The sequence below is a fragment of the Lentimicrobiaceae bacterium genome, from assembly GCA_020636745.1.
In the GTDB taxonomy this organism is placed as follows: Bacteria; Bacteroidota; Bacteroidia; order Bacteroidales; family Lentimicrobiaceae; genus Lentimicrobium.
Genome location: JACJXH010000008.1, coordinates 21,711 through 44,580, shown reverse-complemented (window position 1 = coordinate 44,580; position 22,870 = coordinate 21,711). Strand labels below are relative to the sequence as shown.

General features: G+C 44.2%; 23 protein-coding genes and 1 tRNA gene. 11 read left to right on the top strand and 13 right to left on the bottom strand.

Annotated elements, in window-relative coordinates; genetic code table 11:
* Nucleotides 1–169: 169 nt before the first annotated feature.
* The 10 genes from H6541_12095 (at nucleotide 170) to H6541_12050 (ending at nucleotide 5,594) form a co-directional block, all read left to right on the top strand.
* Nucleotides 170–244: transfer RNA gene (locus tag H6541_12095), tRNA-Val, on the top strand.
* A 501-nt stretch (nucleotides 245–745) separates the two neighbouring features.
* A complete protein-coding gene (locus H6541_12090; GenBank protein ID MCB9016531.1) occupies nucleotides 746–1,021 on the top strand; it encodes a GIY-YIG nuclease family protein in 276 nt (91 codons plus the stop codon).
* A 104-nt stretch (nucleotides 1,022–1,125) separates the two neighbouring features.
* Entirely contained in the window at nucleotides 1,126–1,401 is a 276-nt protein-coding gene (locus tag H6541_12085) for a GIY-YIG nuclease family protein (GenBank protein ID MCB9016530.1), read from the top strand.
* Between the two features lie 103 nt (nucleotides 1,402–1,504).
* Nucleotides 1,505–1,780 (top strand): GIY-YIG nuclease family protein, encoded by a 276-nt coding sequence (locus tag H6541_12080; GenBank protein ID MCB9016529.1) that lies wholly within the window; start codon nucleotides 1,505–1,507, stop codon nucleotides 1,778–1,780.
* A gap of 103 nt (nucleotides 1,781–1,883) precedes the next feature.
* Nucleotides 1,884–2,159 (top strand): GIY-YIG nuclease family protein, encoded by a 276-nt coding sequence (locus tag H6541_12075; protein MCB9016528.1) that lies wholly within the window; start codon nucleotides 1,884–1,886, stop codon nucleotides 2,157–2,159.
* Between the two features lie 104 nt (nucleotides 2,160–2,263).
* Nucleotides 2,264–2,539 (top strand): GIY-YIG nuclease family protein, encoded by a 276-nt coding sequence (locus H6541_12070; GenBank protein ID MCB9016527.1) that lies wholly within the window; start codon nucleotides 2,264–2,266, stop codon nucleotides 2,537–2,539.
* Between the two features lie 249 nt (nucleotides 2,540–2,788).
* Nucleotides 2,789–3,064: a GIY-YIG nuclease family protein gene (locus H6541_12065; GenBank protein ID MCB9016526.1), complete on the top strand. Its 276-nt coding sequence runs from the start codon at nucleotides 2,789–2,791 to the stop codon at nucleotides 3,062–3,064.
* 248 nt (nucleotides 3,065–3,312) lie between these two features.
* Complete coding sequence (locus H6541_12060; protein ID MCB9016525.1) at nucleotides 3,313–3,588, top strand: GIY-YIG nuclease family protein; 276 nt, start codon at nucleotides 3,313–3,315, stop codon at nucleotides 3,586–3,588.
* A gap of 546 nt (nucleotides 3,589–4,134) precedes the next feature.
* Nucleotides 4,135–4,629, top strand: a complete 495-nt coding sequence (locus tag H6541_12055) for a 2-C-methyl-D-erythritol 2,4-cyclodiphosphate synthase (GenBank protein MCB9016524.1) — start codon at nucleotides 4,135–4,137, stop codon at nucleotides 4,627–4,629.
* Complete coding sequence (locus H6541_12050) at nucleotides 4,626–5,594, top strand: hypothetical protein (GenBank protein MCB9016523.1); 969 nt, start codon at nucleotides 4,626–4,628, stop codon at nucleotides 5,592–5,594. Before H6541_12055 ends, H6541_12050 begins: the two co-directional genes overlap by 4 nt.
* Nucleotides 5,595–5,745: 151 nt before the next feature.
* Here H6541_12050 and porV read toward each other — a convergent pair whose 3' ends face one another.
* Together porV and H6541_12040 are read right to left on the bottom strand one after the other, a co-directional pair.
* Nucleotides 5,746–6,969 carry a type IX secretion system outer membrane channel protein PorV gene (porV, locus tag H6541_12045; protein MCB9016522.1) on the bottom strand — a complete coding sequence of 408 codons (1,224 nt, stop codon included), beginning with the start codon at nucleotides 6,967–6,969 and terminating at the stop codon, nucleotides 5,746–5,748.
* Between the two features lie 232 nt (nucleotides 6,970–7,201).
* Nucleotides 7,202–7,699, bottom strand: coding sequence for a hypothetical protein (locus H6541_12040; GenBank protein ID MCB9016521.1), 498 nt, complete (start codon nucleotides 7,697–7,699; stop codon nucleotides 7,202–7,204).
* A 256-nt stretch (nucleotides 7,700–7,955) separates the two neighbouring features.
* On the opposite strand from H6541_12040, the gene H6541_12035 reads away from it, so the two are divergent.
* Entirely contained in the window at nucleotides 7,956–9,674 is a 1,719-nt protein-coding gene (locus H6541_12035; protein MCB9016520.1) for a M23 family metallopeptidase, read from the top strand.
* Between the two features lie 258 nt (nucleotides 9,675–9,932).
* Here H6541_12035 and H6541_12030 read toward each other — a convergent pair whose 3' ends face one another.
* The 11 genes from H6541_12030 to gldJ form a co-directional block, all read right to left on the bottom strand.
* A complete protein-coding gene (locus H6541_12030; protein MCB9016519.1) occupies nucleotides 9,933–10,466 on the bottom strand; it encodes a UpxY family transcription antiterminator in 534 nt (177 codons plus the stop codon).
* Between the two features lie 222 nt (nucleotides 10,467–10,688).
* On the bottom strand, nucleotides 10,689–11,003 hold the full coding sequence (locus H6541_12025; protein MCB9016518.1) for an acylphosphatase: 315 nt from the start codon (nucleotides 11,001–11,003) through the stop codon (nucleotides 10,689–10,691).
* A 315-nt stretch (nucleotides 11,004–11,318) separates the two neighbouring features.
* Entirely contained in the window at nucleotides 11,319–12,641 is a 1,323-nt protein-coding gene (locus H6541_12020) for a polysaccharide deacetylase family protein (protein MCB9016517.1), read from the bottom strand.
* A 21-nt stretch (nucleotides 12,642–12,662) separates the two neighbouring features.
* The gene (locus H6541_12015; GenBank protein MCB9016516.1) at nucleotides 12,663–13,904 is read right to left on the bottom strand and encodes an ABC transporter permease; all 1,242 of its coding nucleotides are present in this window, start codon (nucleotides 13,902–13,904) and stop codon (nucleotides 12,663–12,665) included.
* Nucleotides 13,905–14,113: 209 nt separating this feature from the next.
* Nucleotides 14,114–14,764 (bottom strand): uracil phosphoribosyltransferase, encoded by a 651-nt coding sequence (gene upp, locus H6541_12010; protein ID MCB9016515.1) that lies wholly within the window; start codon nucleotides 14,762–14,764, stop codon nucleotides 14,114–14,116.
* Between the two features lie 203 nt (nucleotides 14,765–14,967).
* Nucleotides 14,968–15,780 (bottom strand): hypothetical protein, encoded by an 813-nt coding sequence (locus H6541_12005; protein MCB9016514.1) that lies wholly within the window; start codon nucleotides 15,778–15,780, stop codon nucleotides 14,968–14,970.
* 32 nt (nucleotides 15,781–15,812) lie between these two features.
* A complete protein-coding gene (locus tag H6541_12000) occupies nucleotides 15,813–17,966 on the bottom strand; it encodes a TonB-dependent receptor (protein MCB9016513.1) in 2,154 nt (717 codons plus the stop codon).
* 48 nt (nucleotides 17,967–18,014) lie between these two features.
* Nucleotides 18,015–18,431, bottom strand: coding sequence for a hypothetical protein (locus H6541_11995; GenBank protein ID MCB9016512.1), 417 nt, complete (start codon nucleotides 18,429–18,431; stop codon nucleotides 18,015–18,017).
* A gap of 357 nt (nucleotides 18,432–18,788) precedes the next feature.
* Entirely contained in the window at nucleotides 18,789–19,859 is a 1,071-nt protein-coding gene (locus H6541_11990; protein ID MCB9016511.1) for an anhydro-N-acetylmuramic acid kinase, read from the bottom strand.
* A gap of 3 nt (nucleotides 19,860–19,862) precedes the next feature.
* Nucleotides 19,863–21,161, bottom strand: coding sequence for a UDP-N-acetylmuramoyl-tripeptide--D-alanyl-D-alanine ligase (locus H6541_11985; GenBank protein MCB9016510.1), 1,299 nt, complete (start codon nucleotides 21,159–21,161; stop codon nucleotides 19,863–19,865).
* 210 nt (nucleotides 21,162–21,371) lie between these two features.
* On the bottom strand, nucleotides 21,372–22,862 hold the full coding sequence (gene gldJ, locus H6541_11980; GenBank protein ID MCB9016509.1) for a gliding motility lipoprotein GldJ: 1,491 nt from the start codon (nucleotides 22,860–22,862) through the stop codon (nucleotides 21,372–21,374).
* Between the last annotated feature and the right edge of the window lie 8 nt (nucleotides 22,863–22,870).

Sequence of the window (22,870 nt, the reverse complement as noted above, 5' to 3'; positions counted from 1 at the left end):
AATTTTTATGCTATAATATATCTCCATGAAAATCAGACAACAAAAAAATAATTCAAAAAATTATCATATTTTTTTATCAAAACCCTTGCAGGATTAAAATAAGTGCTTAAATTTGCAGCCTCATTCGGAACAACAGCGGTTCCGGGTAAGAACAAAAAATTGAAATAATGGGAGCATAGCTCAGCTGGTTCAGAGCACCTGCCTTACAAGCAGGGGGTCACAGGTTCGAACCCTGTTGCTCCCACACAAATAAACAACCACTTACTTAAATCGTAGGTGGTTTTTTGTTTTAACCATTTGACATGCTGATTTACCAATGAAAATATGCTGGTTCAGTGCATCCCGACCTATAGTCGGGAGGGTCACAGGTTCGAACCCTGTTGCTCCCACACAAATAAACAACCACTTACTTAAATCGTAGGTGGTTTTTTGTTTTAACCATTTGACATGCTGATTTACCAATGAAAATATGCTGGTTCAGTGCATCCCGACCTATAGTCGGGAGGGTCACAGGTTCGAACCCTGTTGCTCCCACACAAATAAACAACCACTTACTTAAATCGTAGGTGGTTTTTTGTTTTAACCATTTGACATGCTGATTTACCAATGAAAATATGCTGGTTCAGTGCATCCCGACCTATAGTCGGGAGGGTCACAGGTTCGAACCCTGTTGCTCCCACACAAATAAACAACCACTTACTTAAATCGTAGGTGGTTTTTTGTTTTAACCATTTGACATGCTGATATGCCTTGCTGCTATATCCTTTTTTCAAATCAACTCAACCGATACTATGTTGGCGCATCGAGAGATGTAGTTGATAAAAGAACCTATAAACACAACCACAAACACAAGGGGTTTACGGCTGCTGCCAATGATTGGTGCGTTGTTTACGTAGAAACCTTTCAGGAATTCAAAGACGCGCTGTCCAGAGAAAAACAAATTAAAGCCTGGAAAAGCAGAATAATGATTGAAAAATTAATCAATGTGAGCGGGCATGGTTCAGCGCATCCCGACCTGTAAGTCGGGAGGGTCACAGGTTCGAACCCTGTTGCTCCCACACAAATAAACAACCACTTACGATATCTGTAGGTGGTTTTTTGCTTTTAGCCATTCGCCCTTCTGATATGCCTTGCTGCTATATCCTTTTTTCAAATCAACTCAACCGATACTATGTTGGCGCATCGAGAGATGTGGTTGATAAAAGAACCTATAAACACAACCACAAACACAAGGGGTTTACGGCTGCTGCCAATGATTGGTGCGTTGTTTACGTAGAAACCTTTCAGGAATTCAAAGACGCGCTGTCCAGAGAAAAACAAATTAAAGCCTGGAAAAGCAGAATAATGATTGAAAAATTAATCAATGTGAGCGGGCATGGTTCAGCGCATCCCGACCTGTAAGTCGGGAGGGTCACAGGTTCGAACCCTGTTGCTCCCACACAAATAAACAACCACTTACTTAAATCGTAGGTGGTTTTTTGTTTTAACCATTTGACATGCTGATATGCCTTGCTGCTATATCCTTTTTTCGAATCAACTCAACCGATACTATGTTGGCGCATCGAGAGATGTGGTTGATAAAAGAACTTATAAACACAACCACAAACACAAGGGGTTTACGGCTGCTGCCAATGATTGGTGCGTTGTTTACGTAGAAACCTTTCAGGAATTCAAAGACGCGCTGTCCAGAGAAAAACAAATTAAAGCCTGGAAAAGCAGAATAATGATTGAAAAATTAATCAATGTGAGCGGGCATGGTTCAGCGCATCCCGACCTGTAAGTCGGGAGGGTCACAGGTTCGAACCCTGTTGCTCCCACACAAATAAACAACCACTTACTTAAATCGTAGGTGGTTTTTTGTTTTAACCATTTGACATGCTGATATGCCTTGCTGCTATATCCTTTTTTCAAATCAACTCAACCGATACTATGTTGGCGCATCGAGAGATGTAGTTGATAAAAGAACCTATAAACACAACCACAAACACAAGGGGTTTACGGCTGCTGCCAATGATTGGTGCGTTGTTTACGTAGAAACCTTTCAGGAATTCAAAGACGCGCTGTCCAGAGAAAAACAAATTAAAGCCTGGAAAAGCAGAATAATGATTGAAAAATTAATCAATGTGAGCGGGCATGGTTCAGCGCATCCCGACCTGTAAGTCGGGAGGGTCACAGGTTCGAACCCTGTTGCTCCCACACAAATAAACAACCACTTACGATATCTGTAGGTGGTTTTTTGCTTTTAGCCATTCGCCCTTCTGATATGCCTTGCTGCTATATCCTTTTTTCAAATCAACTCAACCGATACTATGTTGGCGCATCGAGAGATGTGGTTGATAAAAGAACCTATAAACACAACCACAAACACAAGGGGTTTACGGCTGCTGCCAATGATTGGTGCGTTGTTTACGTAGAAACCTTTCAGGAATTCAAAGACGCGCTGTCCAGAGAAAAACAAATTAAAGCCTGGAAAAGCAGAATAATGATTGAAAAATTAATCAATGTGAGCGGGCATGGTTCAGCGCATCCCGACCTGTAAGTCGGGAGGGTCACAGGTTCGAACCCTGTTGCTCCCACACAAATAAACAACCACTTACTTAAATCGTAGGTGGTTTTTTGTTTTAACCATTTGACATGCTGATTTACCAATGAAAATATGCTGGTTCAGTGCATCCCGACCTATAGTCGGGAGGGTCACAGGTTCGAACCCTGTTGCTCCCACACAAATAAACAACCACTTACGATATCTGTAGGTGGTTTTTTGCTTTTAGCCATTCGCCCTTCTGATATGCCTTGCTGCTATATCCTTTTTTCAAATCAACTCAACCGATACTATGTTGGCGCATCGAGAGATGTGGTTGATAAAAGAACCTATAAACACAACCACAAACACAAGGGGTTTACGGCTGCTGCCAATGATTGGTGCGTTGTTTACGTAGAAACCTTTCAGGAATTCAAAGACGCGCTGTCCAGAGAAAAACAAATTAAAGCCTGGAAAAGCAGAATAATGATTGAAAAATTAATCAATGTGAGCGGGCATGGTTCAGCGCATCCCGACCTGTAAGTCGGGAGGGTCACAGGTTCGAACCCTGTTGCTCCCACACAAATAAACAACCACTTACTTAAATCGTAGGTGGTTTTTTGTTTTAACCATTTGACATGCTGATTTACCAATGAAAATATGCTGGTTCAGTGCATCCCGACCTATAGTCGGGAGGGTCACAGGTTCGAACCCTGTTGCTCCCACACAAATAAACAACCACTTACTTAAATCGTAGGTGGTTTTTTGTTTTAACCATTTGACATGCTGATATGCCTTGCTGCTATATCCTTTTTTCAAATCAACTCAACCGATACTATGTTGGCGCATCGAGAGATGTAGTTGATAAAAGAACCTATAAACACAACCACAAACACAAGGGGTTTACGGCTGCTGCCAATGATTGGTGCGTTGTTTACGTAGAAACCTTTCAGGAATTCAAAGACGCGCTGTCCAGAGAAAAACAAATTAAAGCCTGGAAAAGCAGAATAATGATTGAAAAATTAATCAATGTGAGCGGGCATGGTTCAGCGCATCCCGACCTGTAAGTCGGGAGGGTCACAGGTTCGAACCCTGTTGCTCCCACACAAATAAACAACCACTTACTTAAATCGTAGGTGGTTTTTTGTTTTAACCATTTGACATGCTGATTTACCAATGAAAATATGCTGGTTCAGTGCATCCCGACCTATAGTCGGGAGGGTCACAGGTTCGAACCCTGTTGCTCCCACACAAATAAACAACCACTTACGATATCTGTAGGTGGTTTTTTGCTTTTAGCCATTCGCCCTTCTGATATGCCTTGCTGCTATATCCTTTTTTCAAATCAACTCAACCGATTCTATGTTGGGGAGCAAAAGACTTGCCGGAGCTCAGGACTTACTAACACAATTTTCTCCCGCCTGCCCTACCCTACTTTTCCGTCTCTTTTCAGTAACTAACTGCATTTATTGGCTATGACTGATTTGTATTAACATTTGTGAACTTGCCCAAAACCTTTTTTTCGATCAAATACCGGTGCTGTTGCTGTTTTATTTAGTTTTACAGTCTAAAAGCGAATAAGGCATTTAACACACCAAAACGAATAAAAAACTATGCATCCCATCCGAATCGGGTTAGGTTATGATGTTCACCAGCTTTCCGACCACCTGCCATTTATGCTTGGAGGCGTAAAAATTGAGCACACCAAAGGTGCTGTCGGACACTCTGATGCCGATGTATTGCTCCACGCTATTTGCGATGCCTTGCTGGGTGCCGCAGCCTTACGCGACATTGGTTTTCATTTTCCCGACAGCTCTGCCGACTATAAAGGCATTGACAGCCGCATTTTGCTTAAAGAGACAATAAACTTATTAACTGCACACAACTGGCAGGTTGGAAACATCGATTGTACCATTGCCCTTCAAAACCCGAAAATTTCTGCTTATATACCACTGATGCAAACAGAAATTGAGAAAATTACCCTTTCAGGCAATGGAAGCATATCAGTAAAGGCCACAACAACTGAACATCTGGGATTTACAGGCCGTGAAGAAGGAGTTGCAGCATGGGCTGTTGCGCTGATTTACAAAAACAACAAAGAACAATGAGCATAAGGCTTGTCCCCAACAACCTGATTGACAGAGCGGCATGGGATCAGTGTGTAAGCCAATCAGTCAACGGGACAATTTATGCCTATTCGTGGTATCTTGATTTGGTGTGCGACAGCTGGGATGCATTGGTTGAAGGAGAATATGAAATAATTTTCCCTCTGCCGCACCGAAAAAAATTTGGAATAAATTATCTCTATCAGCCCTTTTTCACACAGCAACTGGGCATTTTCTCTATTCGCCATTTAACCCCCGGTATTGTTGATGCATTTCTTGAGGCCATTCCCCGTAAATACCTGTTGGTAGAAATCAATCTGAATACCTTTAACCGACCATCAGCGTTCAAATACAACCTGATTGAAAATCAGAATTTCGAGCTTGATTTAATTGAGCCATATGAGAATTTACGGTTAAATTATGCACAAAACACCATCCGTAACATTAACAGAGCCCGGCGAAACCAGGTAAGTATTGCAGGCAATGCCCAGCCAGAAGACATTGTAAGCTTATTCAGGAACAACACTGGCCGAAAATTTAAACACATTACCGACAATGACTATAAACGGCTGATAAGGTTAATTTATGAGTGCCTTCACAATCGCAAGGCTATTTGTTATGGTGCTTTTACAAAGGAGAACACCTTGTGTGCTGGGGCGATTATCGTTTTCAGTCACCGGAAGGCTATATTCCTCTTTTCAGGAACCAACGAAATTGCGCGCAATAACGGAGCCATGTCACTCCTTATCGATCATTTTATTAAAAATTTCTCAGGCAACCATCTGACCCTCGACTTCGAAGGGTCCAATGACGCAAATCTGGCCAGGTTTTACAGCAGCTTTGGCTCCACACGTGTAACATACCCTTCGATAAGATTAAATAATTTTCCGTCAATTATCCGCTTTGGCATTAAAATGGCCAAAGCCCTGCGCGGCAAGCTCACCAAAAATACATCAACCAAATTTTAAAACAAGATCATTGTTTTATTTAGAATGCGCACACATCAGCACATCTAATTTTTAAACCATCACTTCTTTAAGCCATGCATTTCTGATAATTGACAAACAATAAAATAAAAAAGGGCCATCGAGGCCCTTTTTTATTTTATTATACAGCATATTACTTACTTCCTTGTTTTTGAAATGCATCAAAATCAAAGTGAAGGGTAAACCTGAGTGTATTTTCAAGCGGGTTGCGCTGATCGGTAGGAATGAGGTAAGAAAAGTCGAGCCCGAAAACGTTATACCTGAGGCCTGCACCAAGGGTAAAGAATTTTCTGTTGCCCTTTGTTTTATCTTCGTAAAAATAGCCTCCACGAATGGCAAACTGTTTGTCGTACCAGTATTCAACGCCAACAGCAAAAGCAAGCTCACGCATTTCTTCACTAAACCCTCCCGGGGCATCATAAAACGACTGGAACATACCAACCGGTACAGAAACATCAGGATCTTTGCCTTTAAAAATAACAGGATTGTTATTGTCATCCAGAACAGGATTTCCTGTTTCCTCATCGAGCAGGTATACCGGAGGTGTAGGGATGAGCAGCTTATTCACATCAACCATAAAAGTGAGCCTGTTAAAATCATCAACATCAAGGGTTAATGAAGGGCCAAACCTAAGATTGGTAGGAATAAAATCACGCTGGGTATTATCATCAGAATAAGAAATCTTTGAACCAATATTTGAAATATTGACACCCCAGGCAAAAAAGCCTTCCATATTTTTCAATTCCAGTTCATGCTGCGAATACACTGCGATATCAGCTGCAATTGAATTTCCAGGCTTGGTACTGGCGCCACCAACACTTTGCCCCTGGGTCAGATTGGAATGAATATAGCGTGCACTGATAGCTCCTGATAAATTCTTGGTAAGTTTTCGTGAATATGCACCACTTAATGCAAATTCATTGGGGCGATAGTTTCCAATCAGTTCTCCCTGAATATCGGTAAAAGTAATATCACCCAAAGAAAAATATAGCAATGAACCGGCAATCACCTGATCGTCACTTAATTTTTTGTAACCGGTAAGGTAAGCCAGATTGATATCGCTCACCAACGATCTTAACCATGGACTGTATGACATGGAAAATCCCATATCACTCTCAAGATAAGTATACTTGGCAGGATTCCAGTGCATTGAGTTGGCATCAGGAGCGCTTGACACGCCGGCTTCGCCCATACCACCTGCTCTGGCATCAGGGCCAATCTGCAAAAATGGAACAGCAGTAGTAATAGTGTTTAAATCCTGCCCGATATAAGTTGTGGATTGTGCAACAGCAGTTGCAGCAGACATTGCTACCAGCCCCGAAATAAGGCAGATACGCATCAATGAGTTAAATCGCATACAGTACTTTTTAATTGAAGGGTACAAAGTTATTGATAATTATTGTAAATAATGCATTACAAACGGATCTACATCTTGTTTATTGCCTGAAAAGTCCAATGAACAGTATTTTCAAGCAATTAACTCAAGAGTAAAATAATTATTGCCTTTTTCCGTGGTAAAAATATTCAAATAGCAGATGGGTTGGTTATAAAATGCTTTATTTTCTAAACAGTTTTTCTATCGTATTGTTTTACAGCAATTCAATAAAGGTTGTTAATACTACTGACCAAAATATTACTGAGAGACTGAGCATGGGCAGCAGATTGCGTTTTTTTGAATAATATTTCAATGCCAGAAATGTTCCGATTGGAATGGACAACAACACGGGTGTAAGAATAATAATGCCCGCAAAACCATAGCTGTTGCGAATTTTAATTATCAGTCGGTTTCGTCTGTTAAATACACGTGCCTTGGGCCGTTCAGTGATATTGTTTTTGCCAAGCCTGACTCCTGACACCTGCTCTATAGCCCTGAAAATCAAAGGAAAATGCCTGAGATAAAAACGAATCAGCATGCGGCTCAGAAAAAAGAAAACTATCACGCCTAACAAACCACCAATACTGGTATTGATGAGTGTATGCAGATATGAATATCCGAAAAGATAGGATACGGGGGCAGCCACTAAAAATTTGACTGCACTTATCAACAATATCCCAAGTTGTTTAATCAGGGCTCCTTCTAAAATCATAGCAATGGCAGCAGTTTGAGTTTCAGCCAGCTCGTTCGGCTTTAATTATTAATCTCTCAGACTCAATAAGGTAACTCCGTTTTGCTGAATTTATTTTATTTAGACAGTCATAATAACAATATTTCTTCGTTAGTGTTTTACTTTCATGAAAGATTCTTGCATGGCCGACTGCTCAGGTTAAGCCCAAGCCTTTAACAGGGCTTATTCCTGAAAAATCAATTACCTTTGAACTATTGTATTCATTTTTATTTCTGATATGCGTAAACCACTTCTTGCCTTATTTGTATTCTTTGTCATAACCGGATTCAGATCGGCAGCTCAGCAGAGCTACCCCTCCGGCTATTTTATTTCACCTGTTGATTTCCCCATTTCACTTTCGGGCACCTTTGCCGAATTGCGTTCCAATCATTTTCATTCAGGCATTGATATCCGAACCCAGGGTGCAGAAGGCAAAAAAATTGTGGCTTGTGCCGACGGATATGTATCGCGCATTAAAGTTTCGCCATATGGTTTTGGGAAGGCTTTATATATCACTCACCCCAACGGGTTTACAACGGTTTACGGGCACTTGCGTTCATATAATCCGACCATTGATGCCTGGGTAAAATCTGAGCAATACCGGCTTGAACAATTTGACGTGGATTTATTTCCACCCAAGAATCTGCTTACTGTTAAACAGGGTGAGCTCATCTGTTATTCGGGCAATTCAGGTTCTTCTCAGGGCCCTCACCTGCATTTCGAAATTCGCCATTCAGGTAATGAATGGCCCGTTGACCCTCTCCTTTTCGGAATACCGGTCAAAGATTTTGTGAGACCTGTTATCACCACTGTGAGGCTCTACCCCGAAGGTGAAACCAGTGCAGTGAATGGCAAAATAACACCACTCGATTTTGAAACAGCCGGCTGGGGCCCGGTGTACAGACTTAAAAATCAGGACACCATCCGCATTTCAGGAAGCTTCTCGCTGGGGCTGCAGGCTCACGACCTGCAAAGCGGCAGCAATAATAAAAACGGAATCAGCAGCATAGCCGTATATGTTGACTCGGTGCTCCGGTTTAGCTGGGAAGCAGAAACATTCAGCTTCCCGGAAACCAGATACATCAACAGCCTGATTGATTATGCACAATACATTAAAAACGGCCAGCGTTTTATCAGAACGAAAATTCTGCCCAACAGTCAGCTAAGCATGTACAAGTACGCCGGGCAACACGGAATTTTTGAGGTTAAACCCGGAGTTCAGGCTTCAATTAAAATGGTTGTCAGCGATGCCCAAAAAAACGAGTCGGTGATGCGCTTTGTTGTAAAAGGAGAGGAAAAAGGCAAAACAACTGCCATGGCACCTGACAGCAGACCCCTGTTCAGTTGCAAGAAGGCGAATACTTTTCAGGAGAAAGGCATTCAACTGAGAATTCCGGCCAACGGCCTGTATGAAGACCTGAATTTTACTTACAAAGTCTTAAAGCGCTTACCTGCATCCTGCTCAGCCCTGCATCAGCTCCACTCACCAGACGTTCCTTTGCACGATTATGCTGACATCTCTGTTACCGTTGACTCGGCCTTCAGGTATTTGGGCAACAAACTGGTGATTGCAAATGTAAAGCAGGGTAAAAAGCCTGTATCCGTAGGAGGCAAATTTGAAAACGGAAAAATAAACGGCCGCATCAGAGAGTTCGGACAATATACCGTTATGGCCGACACCACTGCCCCGGTGATTATCGCTCTTAACATAAGCGATGGAAAAAATATTTCATCTCAGAAGAGTATCAGAATGGCCATCAGCGATAATTTTTCAGGAATTCAAACTTACAGGGGAACGCTCAATGGCCAATGGATATTGATGGACTATGATGCCAAAAATCGTTTACTTGAATACCAGTTTGACGACAGGCTGATAAAGGGTAAAAATGAATTTATACTGACTGTGGAAGATGGCTGCGGCAATTCAAATACCTACAAAGCCAACCTGATAAATTGACCCTTTGTTCTGGCCGAACAGCCATAAGCGAATTACAAATGTAATGCCGGCCATCGCTTCATATTTATAACCGAACGGCGCGATGTAAGAATGATCTGCATCCATGCACCGGACAATGTGTTTATCAGAAAACTGTTGAACCTTCAGCCACTTCAACCCCATTGATGCCAGCTTCCGTGCTTATGTAATAAACACGCAACACAAACACTTCCCGGGCCTGAAGTTTTCCATAATTCGTAACCGGGCATCTTAAAAAGACTAAATTCTTGATAGCAAGGCAGATTGAATGGTAACGAGCACCCCCTGCCCTATCTGACCGAGGCGTACCAATACTCTTTTATTTCCGCGGGTTTCAACCAGTTCGCCTTTAATACCAATCAAAGGCCCGGCGATTACCTCGATAGGTTCTCCGGGTTTAAAATTTTCGGCAGTCACTTCCAGTTCAACACCCTGGGCAAGCAAAATCCTGACAGCCTCAATCTGCTCATCAGGAATAGGCACAGCCCTGCTTTCAAAAGTAACAAACCGAAGAAACCCTTCAATAAACTGGGCTTTGAAAAAATTGCGGTTATTCACCCTCACAAATATGTACGATCTGATTAAAGGTTCATCAACCCACTTAATTCTGTCGCTCCAGCGACGCCGGGTACGCTGCAGGGGGAGATAGCATTCAACACCGGCCTCTCTCATGCGTTTCTCCACCATTTTTTCGGCACGCGGGCGGGTATAACATGCATACCAGTGCACTTCAGGTGATGCTATCAGGGAGGGTAACAGGGTATTTTGCTTCATAATCAAAATCAAATGAAAGCACAAAGATAAGAACAGAAATGTAATTTATCCGGGGGCTTTGAAACAATGAATGGATGATTGAATAAACGAAAAAAAAGCCGCAAGGTTTAAAAGCAGATACAGCACATTATTTTATCATCAGGTAAAAAAAACCGGCATCATTCAATGCCGGTTTCTGCACTCTAATCTTATAAAACCCTAAGTTTATACTGCTAGTTTACTCTAATTCAGCATAGATTCTGCAAATGATTTTGAAGAAAGTACGCCATGAACAATTTCAAATTTGTTGTTAAATACAGGATCTATCTCCTTTATCTTAAACGACTCAATAATACAACCTTTTGGCCCTGTATGGCACCAGCCAATAAAATCGGCAATTGCCTCAACCGAGCCTTCTACTTCAATCAGAATAGCATCATCAATGTACAAAGCTTTTCCTGTCAGGTATAACATTTTTGCCAGCTCCAGCGCCATATGTCTGAATCCGACTCTCTGTACATTTCCTTTTATTAAAATCTGATATCTCTTTGTTATCATATTATAATGCCTTTGAAAATCAATTTTTAAACAGACATAGAACAATCTTTTATCGGTGACAAATTTACATCAAACACAAGGCAGATAAAAACGCCGGATCGGGTTTTGTGACGTTTTGGGTATAAGTGTCAGGACTTTTTTATCCAGCGTAGGGAAATATTTATCAAACGTAGTAAAATGAACCTTCCTTATGCAGATATTCCATATATATATACCTGCATAGATATCAAACCCAAAAAAACGAGGAAAACCAGGAGAAAGTAGCTTTAAATATCAATATATTGCAATCATATACAGCACATTACAAAACCAGCGCTAAACAGCCGCACAGGCCAGCATCTCTTTATAAACCTCAATCCAGCCTTTCCAACGTTTTTCGCCTGAAAGCGATTCATTGTGCCATAAACTGATAAAAGTGCCGTTAACCGCCTTTACCTGATCAACCAGCATTCTGATAATTTCCAGAGAAGTAGCGATATCAGTTTTCATATAGTCGCGCAGGGTACCATCCATCAGGGCAAAAGGATGAATCGTCAAATCTGTTGCCGTTTCGGCTTCAAGATCATACCATTTAAAGGAAGAACAAATGCCGGCTCTGAAACCGGGATGAGAGGCAAAACCCATCGTAAAATCATCCGTTATATCAAGTTGAATCAGATTCCGGTAAGTATCAGGAAGACTGAGTTTAAGAAAATGCTGACGGCTTCCGGTAATTTCAGCGCGCAATACTTTTGACAACCTGTCTATTTCAACTGATAAAAGCGAAGGATTGGTATGCGAGGCATATGAAGGATGAATGCCCACTTTGGCATAATCGGCCAATGATTTGACAAGGGTTTGAAAACTGCTGTTGCTCACCGGTATATTTTTGTCGAACGGGCCATAACCGGCAAAAAGTATAAAATACCAGGGCTTGAGGTTATACTGCTGATGCAGCGAAAGCAGCAGATCAAATGTATCAAACGGGTCTTTCTGCATTTTCAGCATCACCCGGGTTCTGACTTTAAACTCATTGACATCAAACCGGGAAATATCCTTCATGTAACCTCCTAAGGTTCTGATCAATCCTTTATTGCGGTATGCCCAGGCTGCATCCACATCAATGGTTGGGATAAACTGATATTTCTCAGGCTTCAGTATCAGATCAGGAAATGACTTTACCAGCAATTTGCCCAGGAACAAGGCCCACTTATTGACCACAGGAATATGTGCAAAATCCTGTTGAACCGCTACCGCTGATTTAGCCGAAAAGCGGCCATGTTCGTCGCGCATATATGGCAGATATTCTTCGTAACGGCTTACCATATAAAAAGAAGCCGCAAGCACATCAAAAGGCATGGAAGCCTGCCTGCTGTATACCGGAAAAAACGCCTTGCTCCCCTCAAAATCAATAAAACTCAACTGATGACTATTGATACCTTTCTCCGACAACAAACCACACGGAACAATCAGCACCTCTTCGCCCGGGCAAACTGACTGGGTGTTGTAACAAAGCCTGGCCCCTGAATGCAAGGTGTACTGAGAAATGTCGTCGGTTGTATTAAAATTCAGGCCCAGCAGCTTGCCAAATACGAGACTGCAGATATACTGAAATCGTGTTGACAGATTCGGAGCGTAAACAAGCAGTTCGGGTTGCATAAGTTTCAGAAAATACGGGTCCTATTCATAACGTAAAGACTCCACAGGGTCAAGCCTGGCAGCTTTGGTGGCAGGAATATAGCCTGAAAGTACAGCTACCAGAAAGCAGAGTACTACGCCCAAAATTATCCATGCCCATGGTACAATAAAACTAGAGCCGATGATCAGCGAAAGTATATTTCCGATAGAAATACCTAAAACAATTCCGACAGCCCCGCCAATCTGACCAATAACAATAGCTTCGGTCAGAAACTGATTGCGGATGGTTTTGCGGGTTGCCCCCAGTGCCATTCTTACACCAATTTCGCGGGTACGTTCAGTTACCGACACCAGCATGATGTTCATCAGGCCAATAGCGGCCCCCATCAGGGTAATTGCTCCGATAATGGTAGCTGCTAGTCGCAAATACTTCAGATTATCAAACAACATTTCGGAGAGATTATCACTTTTAGCCAGGTCAAAATTATCCTCATCCTCAACCCTTACCTTTCTGATGACCCTGAAAAGCCCGGTAGCTTCACCAATGGCCGCATCAAGACGCATGGCATCGGTAGCCATTACATTGACAGAAAATGACATATTGGGGCGCGAAAAGGCCTGTTTTACATTGGTAATGGGCAGAATGCATATGTTATCGGGATTGAAGCCCATGCTTGAACCTTTTGCTTTCAATACACCAATTACCCTGTATTTGCCCGAACCGATACTGACAACCCTGTCGACAGGATCGACACCTGCTCCAAAAATCTTATTGACAATATCAGCGCCCAGCACGGCTACATGGGCACCTGTAAAAACTTCACCGGGAGAGATATTTCGTCCTTTTTCAATTTCATTACCTGAAGTAATCACATAATTCTCATCAGAGCCCACCACCGGCACATTGGGGTTGGTTTTTTCAGAGCCATACTTGACCGTGGCCGTATGGGTGGCAAACGTAAAAACAGAAGTAAAGGCCGGAAACTCGTAAGCAGCCTTAAAATCCATGGCTTCATCCCAGGTTATGGCTCTGTAGTTGCGCGGCAGTGAAGTCTTATTGCCCATGGTCACCCGCATACTGCGGTTTCGGATGGTAAACGTATTGGCGCCCATCATGGTAAAGTTCTCATTAAGGTAATACTTAATGGAATCGATGGAAGTAAGAATCCCCACCAGGGCCATAATACCGAAGGCGATGATCATCACAGTAAGTATACTTCGGAGAAGATGGCTGCGTATTGAATCGAGTGATATCCTGATATTCTCCTTTACCAGTCCGGTCATAGGTTTTTTTTTACAAACTTACATTATTTTCGGATAAATTGAAAGTTGGTTTCAAACTACCGCCAGCTGAATCCTGGCGGCAGGGGCGCAACAAACAAGCTCAGTATATGAATCCGATTATGCATACCATGCGCCATGCATGATAACACCCCTTATAACACCTGAGTAAACCGCGTGTTTTGAGTAAAAGAAAGAAAAGGGAACAGCTGCTAAATTTTAGTACCGAAAGCCAAATCGCCGGCATCGCCCAGGCCGGGTACAATGTAAGCCTGAGCTGTAAGCTCATCATCAATAGCACCTACCCACAATGTAACCTCACCGGCCGACAGGTTTCGTTTGATATATTCAACCCCTTGTGTACTTGAAATAAGCGTAACCAGATGGGTGTGCATGGGTTTTCCTTTGGCAAGTAATGCCTTGTAGGTCAGCAGCAATGATGCTCCTGTAGCAAGCATCGGATCGGCAAGAATCAGTACTTTGCCGGTAAGGTCAGGACTCGACACATATTCTACCTGAATATCAAAGCGACCATCTTTACTGTGCTTGCGATAGGCAGAAACAAAAGCGTTTTCAGACTTATCAAAAACACTGAGCAATCCCTGATGAACAGGCAGCCCTGCCCTGAGAATGGTGGCCAGTACAGGATACTCCTTTAACACCGGCACTTCGGCACTACCGAGAGGCGTAACCACTTCGCGGGTTTCATACTGAAGCTGCTTACTGATTTCATAGGCAAAAATAGCGCCCATCCGCTCCATATTGTTACGAAAGCGTAAGCTATCCTGCTGAATTACAGCATCTCTGATTTCGGATATAAACTGATTGAAAATTGAAGACTGGGCACCCAGATTTCTGACCATAGGATTAGAGCTTGGTGATGTATAAAAACCTTTATACTGATAAATCAGGCAAATATAGTTATTCTGAGCGAAATGGCTCAGATTTTCAACTCAATATTATTTGCTGTGAATAAACTCTGCCGGTTCTCCCGTCCATCATGTCAATCATTTCACCTGACAGCAGCAAAAACATACCTTTAAAGCATTCAGGCTACTTTATATTTTCATTGCGGGTCGTGCCAGCTCAGACGAAAGGCATCGGCACCATTTAAACAACCCATATGCATGGCTTCCTGATTTTGCATGATGGCACCACCGAAATAGTTAAAATCAAACACTTCAGGTGAATCAAACCAGCTTTCGATATGCATTGAAAGAACAGCTGCTGTAGTTTTTCCGCTTACTATGGAAAAAGGCCCTCCACCGGGGTTTACCTTGAATGCATTGTGCACAAAGCCGGTGATATCAGCAACCTGACCTGAATTATTGGCATAAATCTGCCCGATGCCAAGGTGAAAATTGTAAGGCCGGCGCACTCCCGAAAGGTCTTTCCACCAGCCATTCAGCATCAGATAATGATAGCCGCCACCGAGTATTTCGGGCCAGGCCATATTTACCTCAGGAGGATTTACATACATAAATGACTGGTTTTGTGCTTCTGAGATACCCAGCACAAAAGTAAGGCTATCGTAATTTCCCGGTGGCACAGCATGACCAATAACCTGATGCAGGCTCGAGGGAATATTGGAATCGATATAAAAAATATTGTCCCAGGAAGCCGGATCAACCACTACCCCATCAGACCTGTAAAGCTTCACATCAGATATAAAATACATCACTTCCGTAACTTCAAAAGGATTACCGGCTGCATTCACATACATCAGGCTGTCGGTTACTACAGGCAGGCTGTTGACCAGATGCTGAAAATCAAACTCCAGCATGGCATCGGCAGGTTTTTCCTTTTCGTCGCTGCAACCCGAAAAGAAAAAAGAAAAAGTAAAAACAAGCAATAAATAAGCAATTCGCGGTTTTGTCATCTGATAGCAAGGGATTAAAGGTATACTGCAGACTAAATCTTAATCTTCAGGTTGATGTATAACGATCGGCCGGGCTCATATAGTTTACCGGCAGAGCCTAAAAGTTTCCGGTTCAGATGGTCGTAATAAGCCTTGTCAAAAATATTGTTCACGCCCAGTGTTACACCGGCATGTTTACAGAAGGTATAATCAACAAGAACGTTGGCCAGCACATATCCCGGTGTAGATTCTTCATAAGAGGCCTCAGAAACATGTTTCTGATCTGCTACTGCCCTGATTTCAACAGAGGGCACAAGGCGGTTATTGAAAAACGAGAAACTCGTCCTGAGCATGGCATCCAGCGCCGGTATTTCGGCAATCGGGTCGTTTTTCAACAAAACGGTGCTGACTGCCTGGTTATTTTCAAGCACAATTTTCTCCATTTCGGGGAAAAAAGCATACGTATAGCCTGCTGAAAAGGCAAGGGCCAGCCGGTTGGTAAGCCGCGAAGTGAACCCTGTTTCAAATCCATAAAGAAGGGCCTGATCGATGTTGTTAAACTGTTTAACACCCGGCGCACCCATACTCACGGGACGGGCTACCACCGGAGGCACCAACGTGCCGGTGATGAAGTTTCTGACATCAGACCTAAACAGGTTTACATAGGCTTTCACGCTGTTAAACTGCAGGTCGAGCATCAAATCTGCCTGGTAGTTAATTTCAGGTTTCAACTCAGGATTGCCCAGATAGTCGTACCGATCGTAGCCGGTAGCCAGGAATTTAATGTACCTTTCCTGCAGGTCGGGCGATCGGGAGCCGCGCGCCAGGCCCAGGGTAACCGAAGCCATGTTGCTGATACGGTACGAAGTGCTGGCCGACATACTCCAGAGAGCCCTTGTAGAAGGCTCCACCTTAAACCAAACCACATTTTCCTTTACCAGGCTGAGTGTATCGCCCGAATCGCTGTGATTTACATCCAGGCGCAGGGTGGCCGCATAATTCCAGTTCCCTTTTTCCGACGACAGTCCGGCATACATGCCGCCATTCATCACAAAAGCATCTTTCCAAAGATTGAACTGCTTTTGAGAAACGAACTCCTGCCCGTCCATCTGCATCACCATACGGGTGCTCCTGGTGCCATCCTTCCAGGCATATTCACCATCGATACCAGCATTTAAACGAAGCTCTCCGGCCCGGTGTGTCCAGTGCAGCCTGGTGCCGGTGGTTTGGGTATTTACTTTGGCCACCGCCTGCATCAGACCAGTATATGGTGCCACCACTGCCGAATACTGCGGGCGGTTATGGTTATCCATTTCGTGATATACACGGGAGTGAAATGCCGAGAACTCAAACCGGCTACCCGGCTTCTCAGGATTCAGGAGTGTATATAAAGCTGAAAAAATATGGGTATTATCGGCCACTTCATCCATTGGCAAGGCCGGAAACAAAACATCGCGGCCAAAAGTGCCCTTGTATGAAATGTTAAGCGTTTCCGTTGCACTTAACTTATATCCCACATCAGCCGATGCCGACCGTTTTTTATATGAAGAAGCCCACTCCTTTCCGTTGCCATCGGTATAATTGCCAAAATCCTTCAAACTGCCTGCCAGGCGGTAATATACATTTTTACCGGAGCCTGAAACTGCCAGATGCTGTCGGATGCCATTGCGGTTGGCATCGTAGCCGGTTAACGAGAGGACACTCAGTTTTTTTGCACCAAAAGGGTTATCCTGACGGGTAATTACCCTGATGCTGGCCGCTGGCGAAGGCCCGTATTGGAGCATATAAGGCCCCCTGATGATTTCAATCCGCTGAATTTCCTCAGGTTCAACATGAGAAAGAACAGGATCCATGCGGTTGGGGCAGCCTCCTTCAATATGGATACCTTCGTCCAGGTGGATATTCACCTGCGAATACCTGAAGCCCCTCACAACCGGGTCAACAGCATATCCACCTTTGCGGATTCCACTGATGTTGGGTTCTGTACGGAGGATTTCGCCCAGATCTGCGGAAGATGAACGCTCAAGCATTTCTGTTTCGATGGTACTCCGCGGGGTCATGCGCATAAGCAGGCTATCGCGGATTTCAACTGCCGGAAGCCTGATGATGGTATCGTGAAGATTCTGCGATTTTCCGGTTTTGGGAGAAGCTAATAAAAAAGTTACAGCCAGCAATGCCAGCACATTTGTTTTTAATCTGACAATCATTACATTTTATTTATCCGTAAACACTATATAACCAGGATGCCGATAGCACTATATGTTTTCACCGGTATTTTTCCGTTTTTTGCTTCGCATTCTAAAATCTTCATTGCAATTCAGATGCCCTTTTGTCAAGAGCTCCAATGCCTTCCGCGCATTCCGTTCACTGGTAAAGAACACTTTTTTGCCAGCCGAACGAAGATGGGTAATAGCACATTGCCCTAAACCACTTGTAACCACTGCGTCGCAATCGCTCAGGGCTGAAGGCAATGGCCGGCGTGCATATTCCTTACAATCTTCGTTCCCCGCAACGCGTTTAAAATGGCCAATGGTAATACCCAGTGTGTTATTGTCGCGAAACTCCTCCTTCAGAATAGCACCTCCATGTGTTTCAAAAATAATAAACCCCCTGCTTCTTTCAAAATTTACAGAAATATTTTCGCCGTCGTTACTCGGAATAGCTGTTTTCATGATGAACAATTTTTAAACGTTAAACAATTGTCAGGAATTGCGCATCAGGCTTGTGGTATGTTTATACAGTAAGGTGCATCCTGCGTTTTAAGGCCATCAGTAAATAAATTTTGTTTTTCAGCATCTACCCTTCATCGCCAACCTGACCTGAACTCTGCCATTTTTACAAAGTTACAAAAAACAACAGCCTTACTTACATTTTACCCCTTGTTTATTATCAGCTATCAGGATTAAAACCAATGGTTTAATCTTATTTAACCATCTGTTCAATGTAATTTGTGCTGGCAGAAAACACGGGTATAAAATCAGCATTTGCAAACAGCCCATCATTAAAAAGGCAGCTTTGCAGTGTTTGTGTTAAAGCTTAGCTCCCTGATACACAGCGCCGCCACAGTTATCTCTCACAGCTCCTGTTACTTCGGCCAGGCAATTGACTTCACCTCTGATCCTCAGCACCCCCAGTAAAGCAAAAATCAGTGCCTCTTTAAAATCGATGGTAAGTTTATCAGGAATAACGATTTGACATGACGACAGTGCTTTTATTCTATCGGTAAGATAAAGATTGTGGGCGCCGCCACCCGTTAGCAGGGCAGTGGCCTGTTTACCGGCCGGCAAAACATGGCTAATCTGAACAGCCACATGCTCGGTAATGGTGGCCAGCAAATCGGTAATTTCATATAACTCAGTTTGAATCAAGGGCAGCACCTGTTTTTCAACCCATTCGCGCCCCAGCGATTTGGGAGCCGGTTGGCTGTAATAGTCAAGATGATTGAGTCGGGCCAGCAGCGAAGGAATTACCTTTCCGCTACCGGCAAAGCTGCCCGATTCGTCGTATGGCTTCCCCAGGAGGGCTGCCAGCCGGTTGAGCAAAATATTGGCCGGGCCAATATCAAAAGCATGTCTTCTGTTATCCGATTCAAATGAGATATTGGCAAACCCACCAATATTCACACAGGCATTATAAGAGCCAAACAAGAGGCGGTCGCCCACCGGCACCAGCGGGGCTCCCTGTCCGTGCAAGGCCACATCCAGGCTTCGGAAATCGCACACAGTGGTTAATCCGGTTTCAGCTGCAATGGCCGCACCACTGCCTATCTGCAGGGTTGTCCCTTTTTCGGGCCGGTGAAAAATGGTATGACCGTGGCTGGCAATGAGCGAAGGCCGGGCTTTGTGCCTGGCAATAAAGTCCCTGCACACCTGACCCATCCATTTACCATAATCATGGTGAGCCAGCGATATTTCAAGCGCACCAGCCTGAGGCAGTGACGAAAGCAGTTGCGTCCATGATTCGGAATAGCTGATGGTTTCGGCAGCGGCAATAGAGTAGGCCCATTGGCCGTTTTCAACCTCAAACCGGCAAAGTGCCACATCCAGACCATCCAGCGAAGTGCCCGACATCAAACCCAATGCTTCATAATCGGCTTTCATATATCAGATACTGTCGGTGATAGTTTCCAGTTTCATTCCTCTTGAACCTTTCACCAGAATATGCGCCCCTGTGATATCCGCTTGTTCAAGATAAGCCTTCAGCTCAGGCACATCGCTGAAAGCGCGCACCCTGCCAAATTCTGTTGCGGCTGTTTCAAACAAAGGACCGGCAGTAAGTATGACATCAAAACCAAACTCCACTGCCTGCTGCAGCACGGCTGTATGTTCGGCGGGTGCTTCGTTGCCCAGCTCAAACATATCGCCCAGTATCAGTACCTTTTGAGCACTCTCCACGGTAGCAAAGTTGGCCAGTGCCACCCGCATACTGGAGGGATTGGCATTGTAGGCATCCATAATAATGGTGTTCCGTCCGTTTTCAATTATCTGTGAACGATTCATGCGAGGCTCATAGTTTTCAACCGCTTTTACAGCTTCGCCCAAATCAACCCTGAAATGGCCGGCAATACACATCGCAGCCATCAGGTTCTCAAAATTATAATTCCCGGCCAGACGGGTTTTCACATGCAAATCATTTTCTGTATCGAGCACCACTTCAAGCATTGGCCCTTTACCTGAAACAAATCCGTGCAAATCCGCTTCAGACGAACTTCCGTATAAAATACGTTCCATGCCTTCGGTAAGCGACATCAGCAGCGCATTATCCGCATTTACAAAAACCCGTCCGCCATGATTGCGCAGATAATCATACAGCTCGCTTTTGGCTTTTATCACCCCTTCGGCACTTCCGAAACCTTCGAGGTGCGCTTTGCCGATATTGGTTATCAGACCGTGTGTTGGTCTGGCAATCTGACAAAGTGCTGCAATTTCGCCGATATGATTGGCGCCCATTTCAATTACGGCAATTTCAGTTTCGGGTTTGATATTGAGAATAGTGATAGGCACTCCAATATGGTTATTCAGGTTTCCAACGGTTGCATGGGTGTGAAAGCGCGCCGACAAGGCAGTAGCCATTAATTCTTTGGTGGTTGTTTTTCCATTGGTACCTGTAATGCCAATCACAGGAATCCGGATTTGTGCCCGATAATCGGAAGCCAGTTGCTGCAAGGCCTGTAAAACATTATCAACCAGCAGCGTTTGCTCCCCTGTAAAGAAAGCCTCATCGTCAATCACAGCATAAGCTGCCCCATTTTCCAGGGCCTGCGCAGCATACATATTGGCATTAAAATTTTCGCCCTTAAGCGCAAAAAACAGACTACCTGCCAGTGCCTTGCGCGAATCGGTGCTGATATACGGATGCAGACAGAATTTTCTGTATAGCTCTTCCGGACTGATTTTCTGCATAATAAACCTGAAATAAGAGGTAAATAAAGTTTAAAAATAGGAAATCCGAATTTACATAATTTATACCAGATAGCACACAATCTTTCATGCTTATGGAAGAATCAGGGCCAGCGGGCGCCCACCGGTCACTGTCCTGAAAATATTTACGCTATCAAACAACAAACCCCGTTTGAATACTCAAACGGGGTTTGCCACTACAGAAACTGACTGTTATTTTCTTTTGCCTGAATAGGCACCACCTACTCTGCCCATGGCACAGCGGAAACCAATAAAGTTGGTTGCCTGGTTTTCGTCGAGATAACGACGGGCAGCAGGGCTCAGGTAGTATGAGGGGTCTCTCCACGAACCACCTTTGTAAACTCTTGATTTATCGCTGATAAGTGAGGTTTTACCATACTCATACATCATATTGGTGGTATTGATGGTATCAGCAGGAGCGGTTGTCCAGTCGGGGTTAATGGTTGACTGGTAGTCGCCGTCCACATAATTCACCTGATTGGCACTGCGGTAATTGAAACGGTCTTTGCTTTCTTCGGGGGTTACTTCGCGGTAACGGATACGGCCGAGGCTGTCTTTGGTAGCGAGGAATCCTTCTTCGTCGGTTACTTTGGTTGTAAAGATATTGCCACGGTATGGCGAATAGTCGGCCATATCTTCGAAAGAGAGGGGGCGATATACGTCGAGAACCCATTCGGCCACGTTTCCGGCCATGTTATACAAGCCATAATCGTTAGGCCAGTATGAAGCCACTTCGGCGGGCAGGTCGGCGCCATCGTTAAGGCTGCCGGCAACGCCCATATAGTCGCCGCGTCCGCGTTTGAAGTTGGCAAGGAATTGTCCATAATATTTTTTCTGATCAGAACGAACAATGGTACCGTTCCATGGATAAACGCGGCGTTCAACTACGCGTTCATACAGGGTATTTCCAACAAGACCGAGGGCAGCAAATTCCCATTCGGCTTCGGTTGGGAGCCTGTACTTAGGTACGAGGATACCATCTTCGAGGCGGGCACGGCGTTCGCCGGTACCACTGGGGTTAAGGTCTTTCAGCGGTTTATTAACCAGACCTTCGTACTGACCGGCCAGATATGCTTCGGAGTTGAAGTTATTTTCGTTTCTCTGGTCAGGGTCAAAATCGAGGATACCTTCACGGATTAACATCATTTCGTTCACGCGGTCGGTACGCCACAGGCAGTATTCATTGGCCTGTACCCAGCTCACACCTACCACAGGGTAATTGCGGTAAGCAGGATGCCTGAAATAGGTTTCAACGAGGGGCTCGTTGTAAGCCAGTTTCTCACGCCATACGAGGGTATCGGGCAGGGCTTTGCGGTACACCTGAGGATAATCGGTACCAAAAACGCGGCTAATCCAGTAAAGATACTCCACATAGTCGATGTTGGCTACTTCAGTCTGGTCGATGTAGAATGAAGGCACGGTCACCCTGCGGGGGATATTGTCCCAGTCATACATCGGATTGTCAGAAGTACGTCCCATGGTAAAGGTACCACCCTCGATCATCACGAGACCCGGCCCGATGTTCTGTCCGGCGTATTTGGTGTTTACCTGGAATCCTCCGTTTTTCGGATTGTTGTATTCCCATCCGGTAGTGCGCGATGACTCTTTGGAGCAGGAAGCAAGGAGGAATGCAACGGAAGCAAAAAGTGCAATTTTCAGATAGATGTTGCTGTAGCTGATCATTTCTGGGA

What these genes read in the sequence shown, in the direction of transcription:
- H6541_12090 (MCB9016531.1), top strand. Translation starts at nt 746, where the DNA reads ATGCCTTGCTGCTATATCCTTTTTTCAAATCAACTCAACCGATACTAT.
- H6541_12085 (MCB9016530.1), top strand. Translation starts at nt 1,126, where the DNA reads ATGCCTTGCTGCTATATCCTTTTTTCAAATCAACTCAACCGATACTAT.
- H6541_12080 (MCB9016529.1), top strand. Translation starts at nt 1,505, where the DNA reads ATGCCTTGCTGCTATATCCTTTTTTCGAATCAACTCAACCGATACTAT.
- H6541_12075 (MCB9016528.1), top strand. Translation starts at nt 1,884, where the DNA reads ATGCCTTGCTGCTATATCCTTTTTTCAAATCAACTCAACCGATACTAT.
- H6541_12070 (MCB9016527.1), top strand. Translation starts at nt 2,264, where the DNA reads ATGCCTTGCTGCTATATCCTTTTTTCAAATCAACTCAACCGATACTAT.
- H6541_12065 (MCB9016526.1), top strand. Translation starts at nt 2,789, where the DNA reads ATGCCTTGCTGCTATATCCTTTTTTCAAATCAACTCAACCGATACTAT.
- H6541_12060 (MCB9016525.1), top strand. Translation starts at nt 3,313, where the DNA reads ATGCCTTGCTGCTATATCCTTTTTTCAAATCAACTCAACCGATACTAT.
- H6541_12055 (MCB9016524.1), top strand. Translation starts at nt 4,135, where the DNA reads ATGCATCCCATCCGAATCGGGTTAGGTTATGATGTTCACCAGCTTTCC.
- H6541_12050 (MCB9016523.1), top strand. Translation starts at nt 4,626, where the DNA reads ATGAGCATAAGGCTTGTCCCCAACAACCTGATTGACAGAGCGGCATGG.
- porV (MCB9016522.1), bottom strand. Translation starts at nt 6,969, where the DNA reads ATGCGATTTAACTCATTGATGCGTATCTGCCTTATTTCGGGGCTGGTA.
- H6541_12040 (MCB9016521.1), bottom strand. Translation starts at nt 7,699, where the DNA reads ATGATTTTAGAAGGAGCCCTGATTAAACAACTTGGGATATTGTTGATA.
- H6541_12035 (MCB9016520.1), top strand. Translation starts at nt 7,956, where the DNA reads ATGCGTAAACCACTTCTTGCCTTATTTGTATTCTTTGTCATAACCGGA.
- H6541_12030 (MCB9016519.1), bottom strand. Translation starts at nt 10,466, where the DNA reads ATGAAGCAAAATACCCTGTTACCCTCCCTGATAGCATCACCTGAAGTG.
- H6541_12025 (MCB9016518.1), bottom strand. Translation starts at nt 11,003, where the DNA reads ATGATAACAAAGAGATATCAGATTTTAATAAAAGGAAATGTACAGAGA.
- H6541_12020 (MCB9016517.1), bottom strand. Translation starts at nt 12,641, where the DNA reads ATGCAACCCGAACTGCTTGTTTACGCTCCGAATCTGTCAACACGATTT.
- H6541_12015 (MCB9016516.1), bottom strand. Translation starts at nt 13,904, where the DNA reads ATGACCGGACTGGTAAAGGAGAATATCAGGATATCACTCGATTCAATA.
- upp (MCB9016515.1), bottom strand. Translation starts at nt 14,764, where the DNA reads ATGGTCAGAAATCTGGGTGCCCAGTCTTCAATTTTCAATCAGTTTATA.
- H6541_12005 (MCB9016514.1), bottom strand. Translation starts at nt 15,780, where the DNA reads ATGACAAAACCGCGAATTGCTTATTTATTGCTTGTTTTTACTTTTTCT.
- H6541_12000 (MCB9016513.1), bottom strand. Translation starts at nt 17,966, where the DNA reads ATGATTGTCAGATTAAAAACAAATGTGCTGGCATTGCTGGCTGTAACT.
- H6541_11995 (MCB9016512.1), bottom strand. Translation starts at nt 18,431, where the DNA reads ATGAAAACAGCTATTCCGAGTAACGACGGCGAAAATATTTCTGTAAAT.
- H6541_11990 (MCB9016511.1), bottom strand. Translation starts at nt 19,859, where the DNA reads ATGAAAGCCGATTATGAAGCATTGGGTTTGATGTCGGGCACTTCGCTG.
- H6541_11985 (MCB9016510.1), bottom strand. Translation starts at nt 21,161, where the DNA reads ATGCAGAAAATCAGTCCGGAAGAGCTATACAGAAAATTCTGTCTGCAT.
- gldJ (MCB9016509.1), bottom strand. Translation starts at nt 22,862, where the DNA reads ATGATCAGCTACAGCAACATCTATCTGAAAATTGCACTTTTTGCTTCC.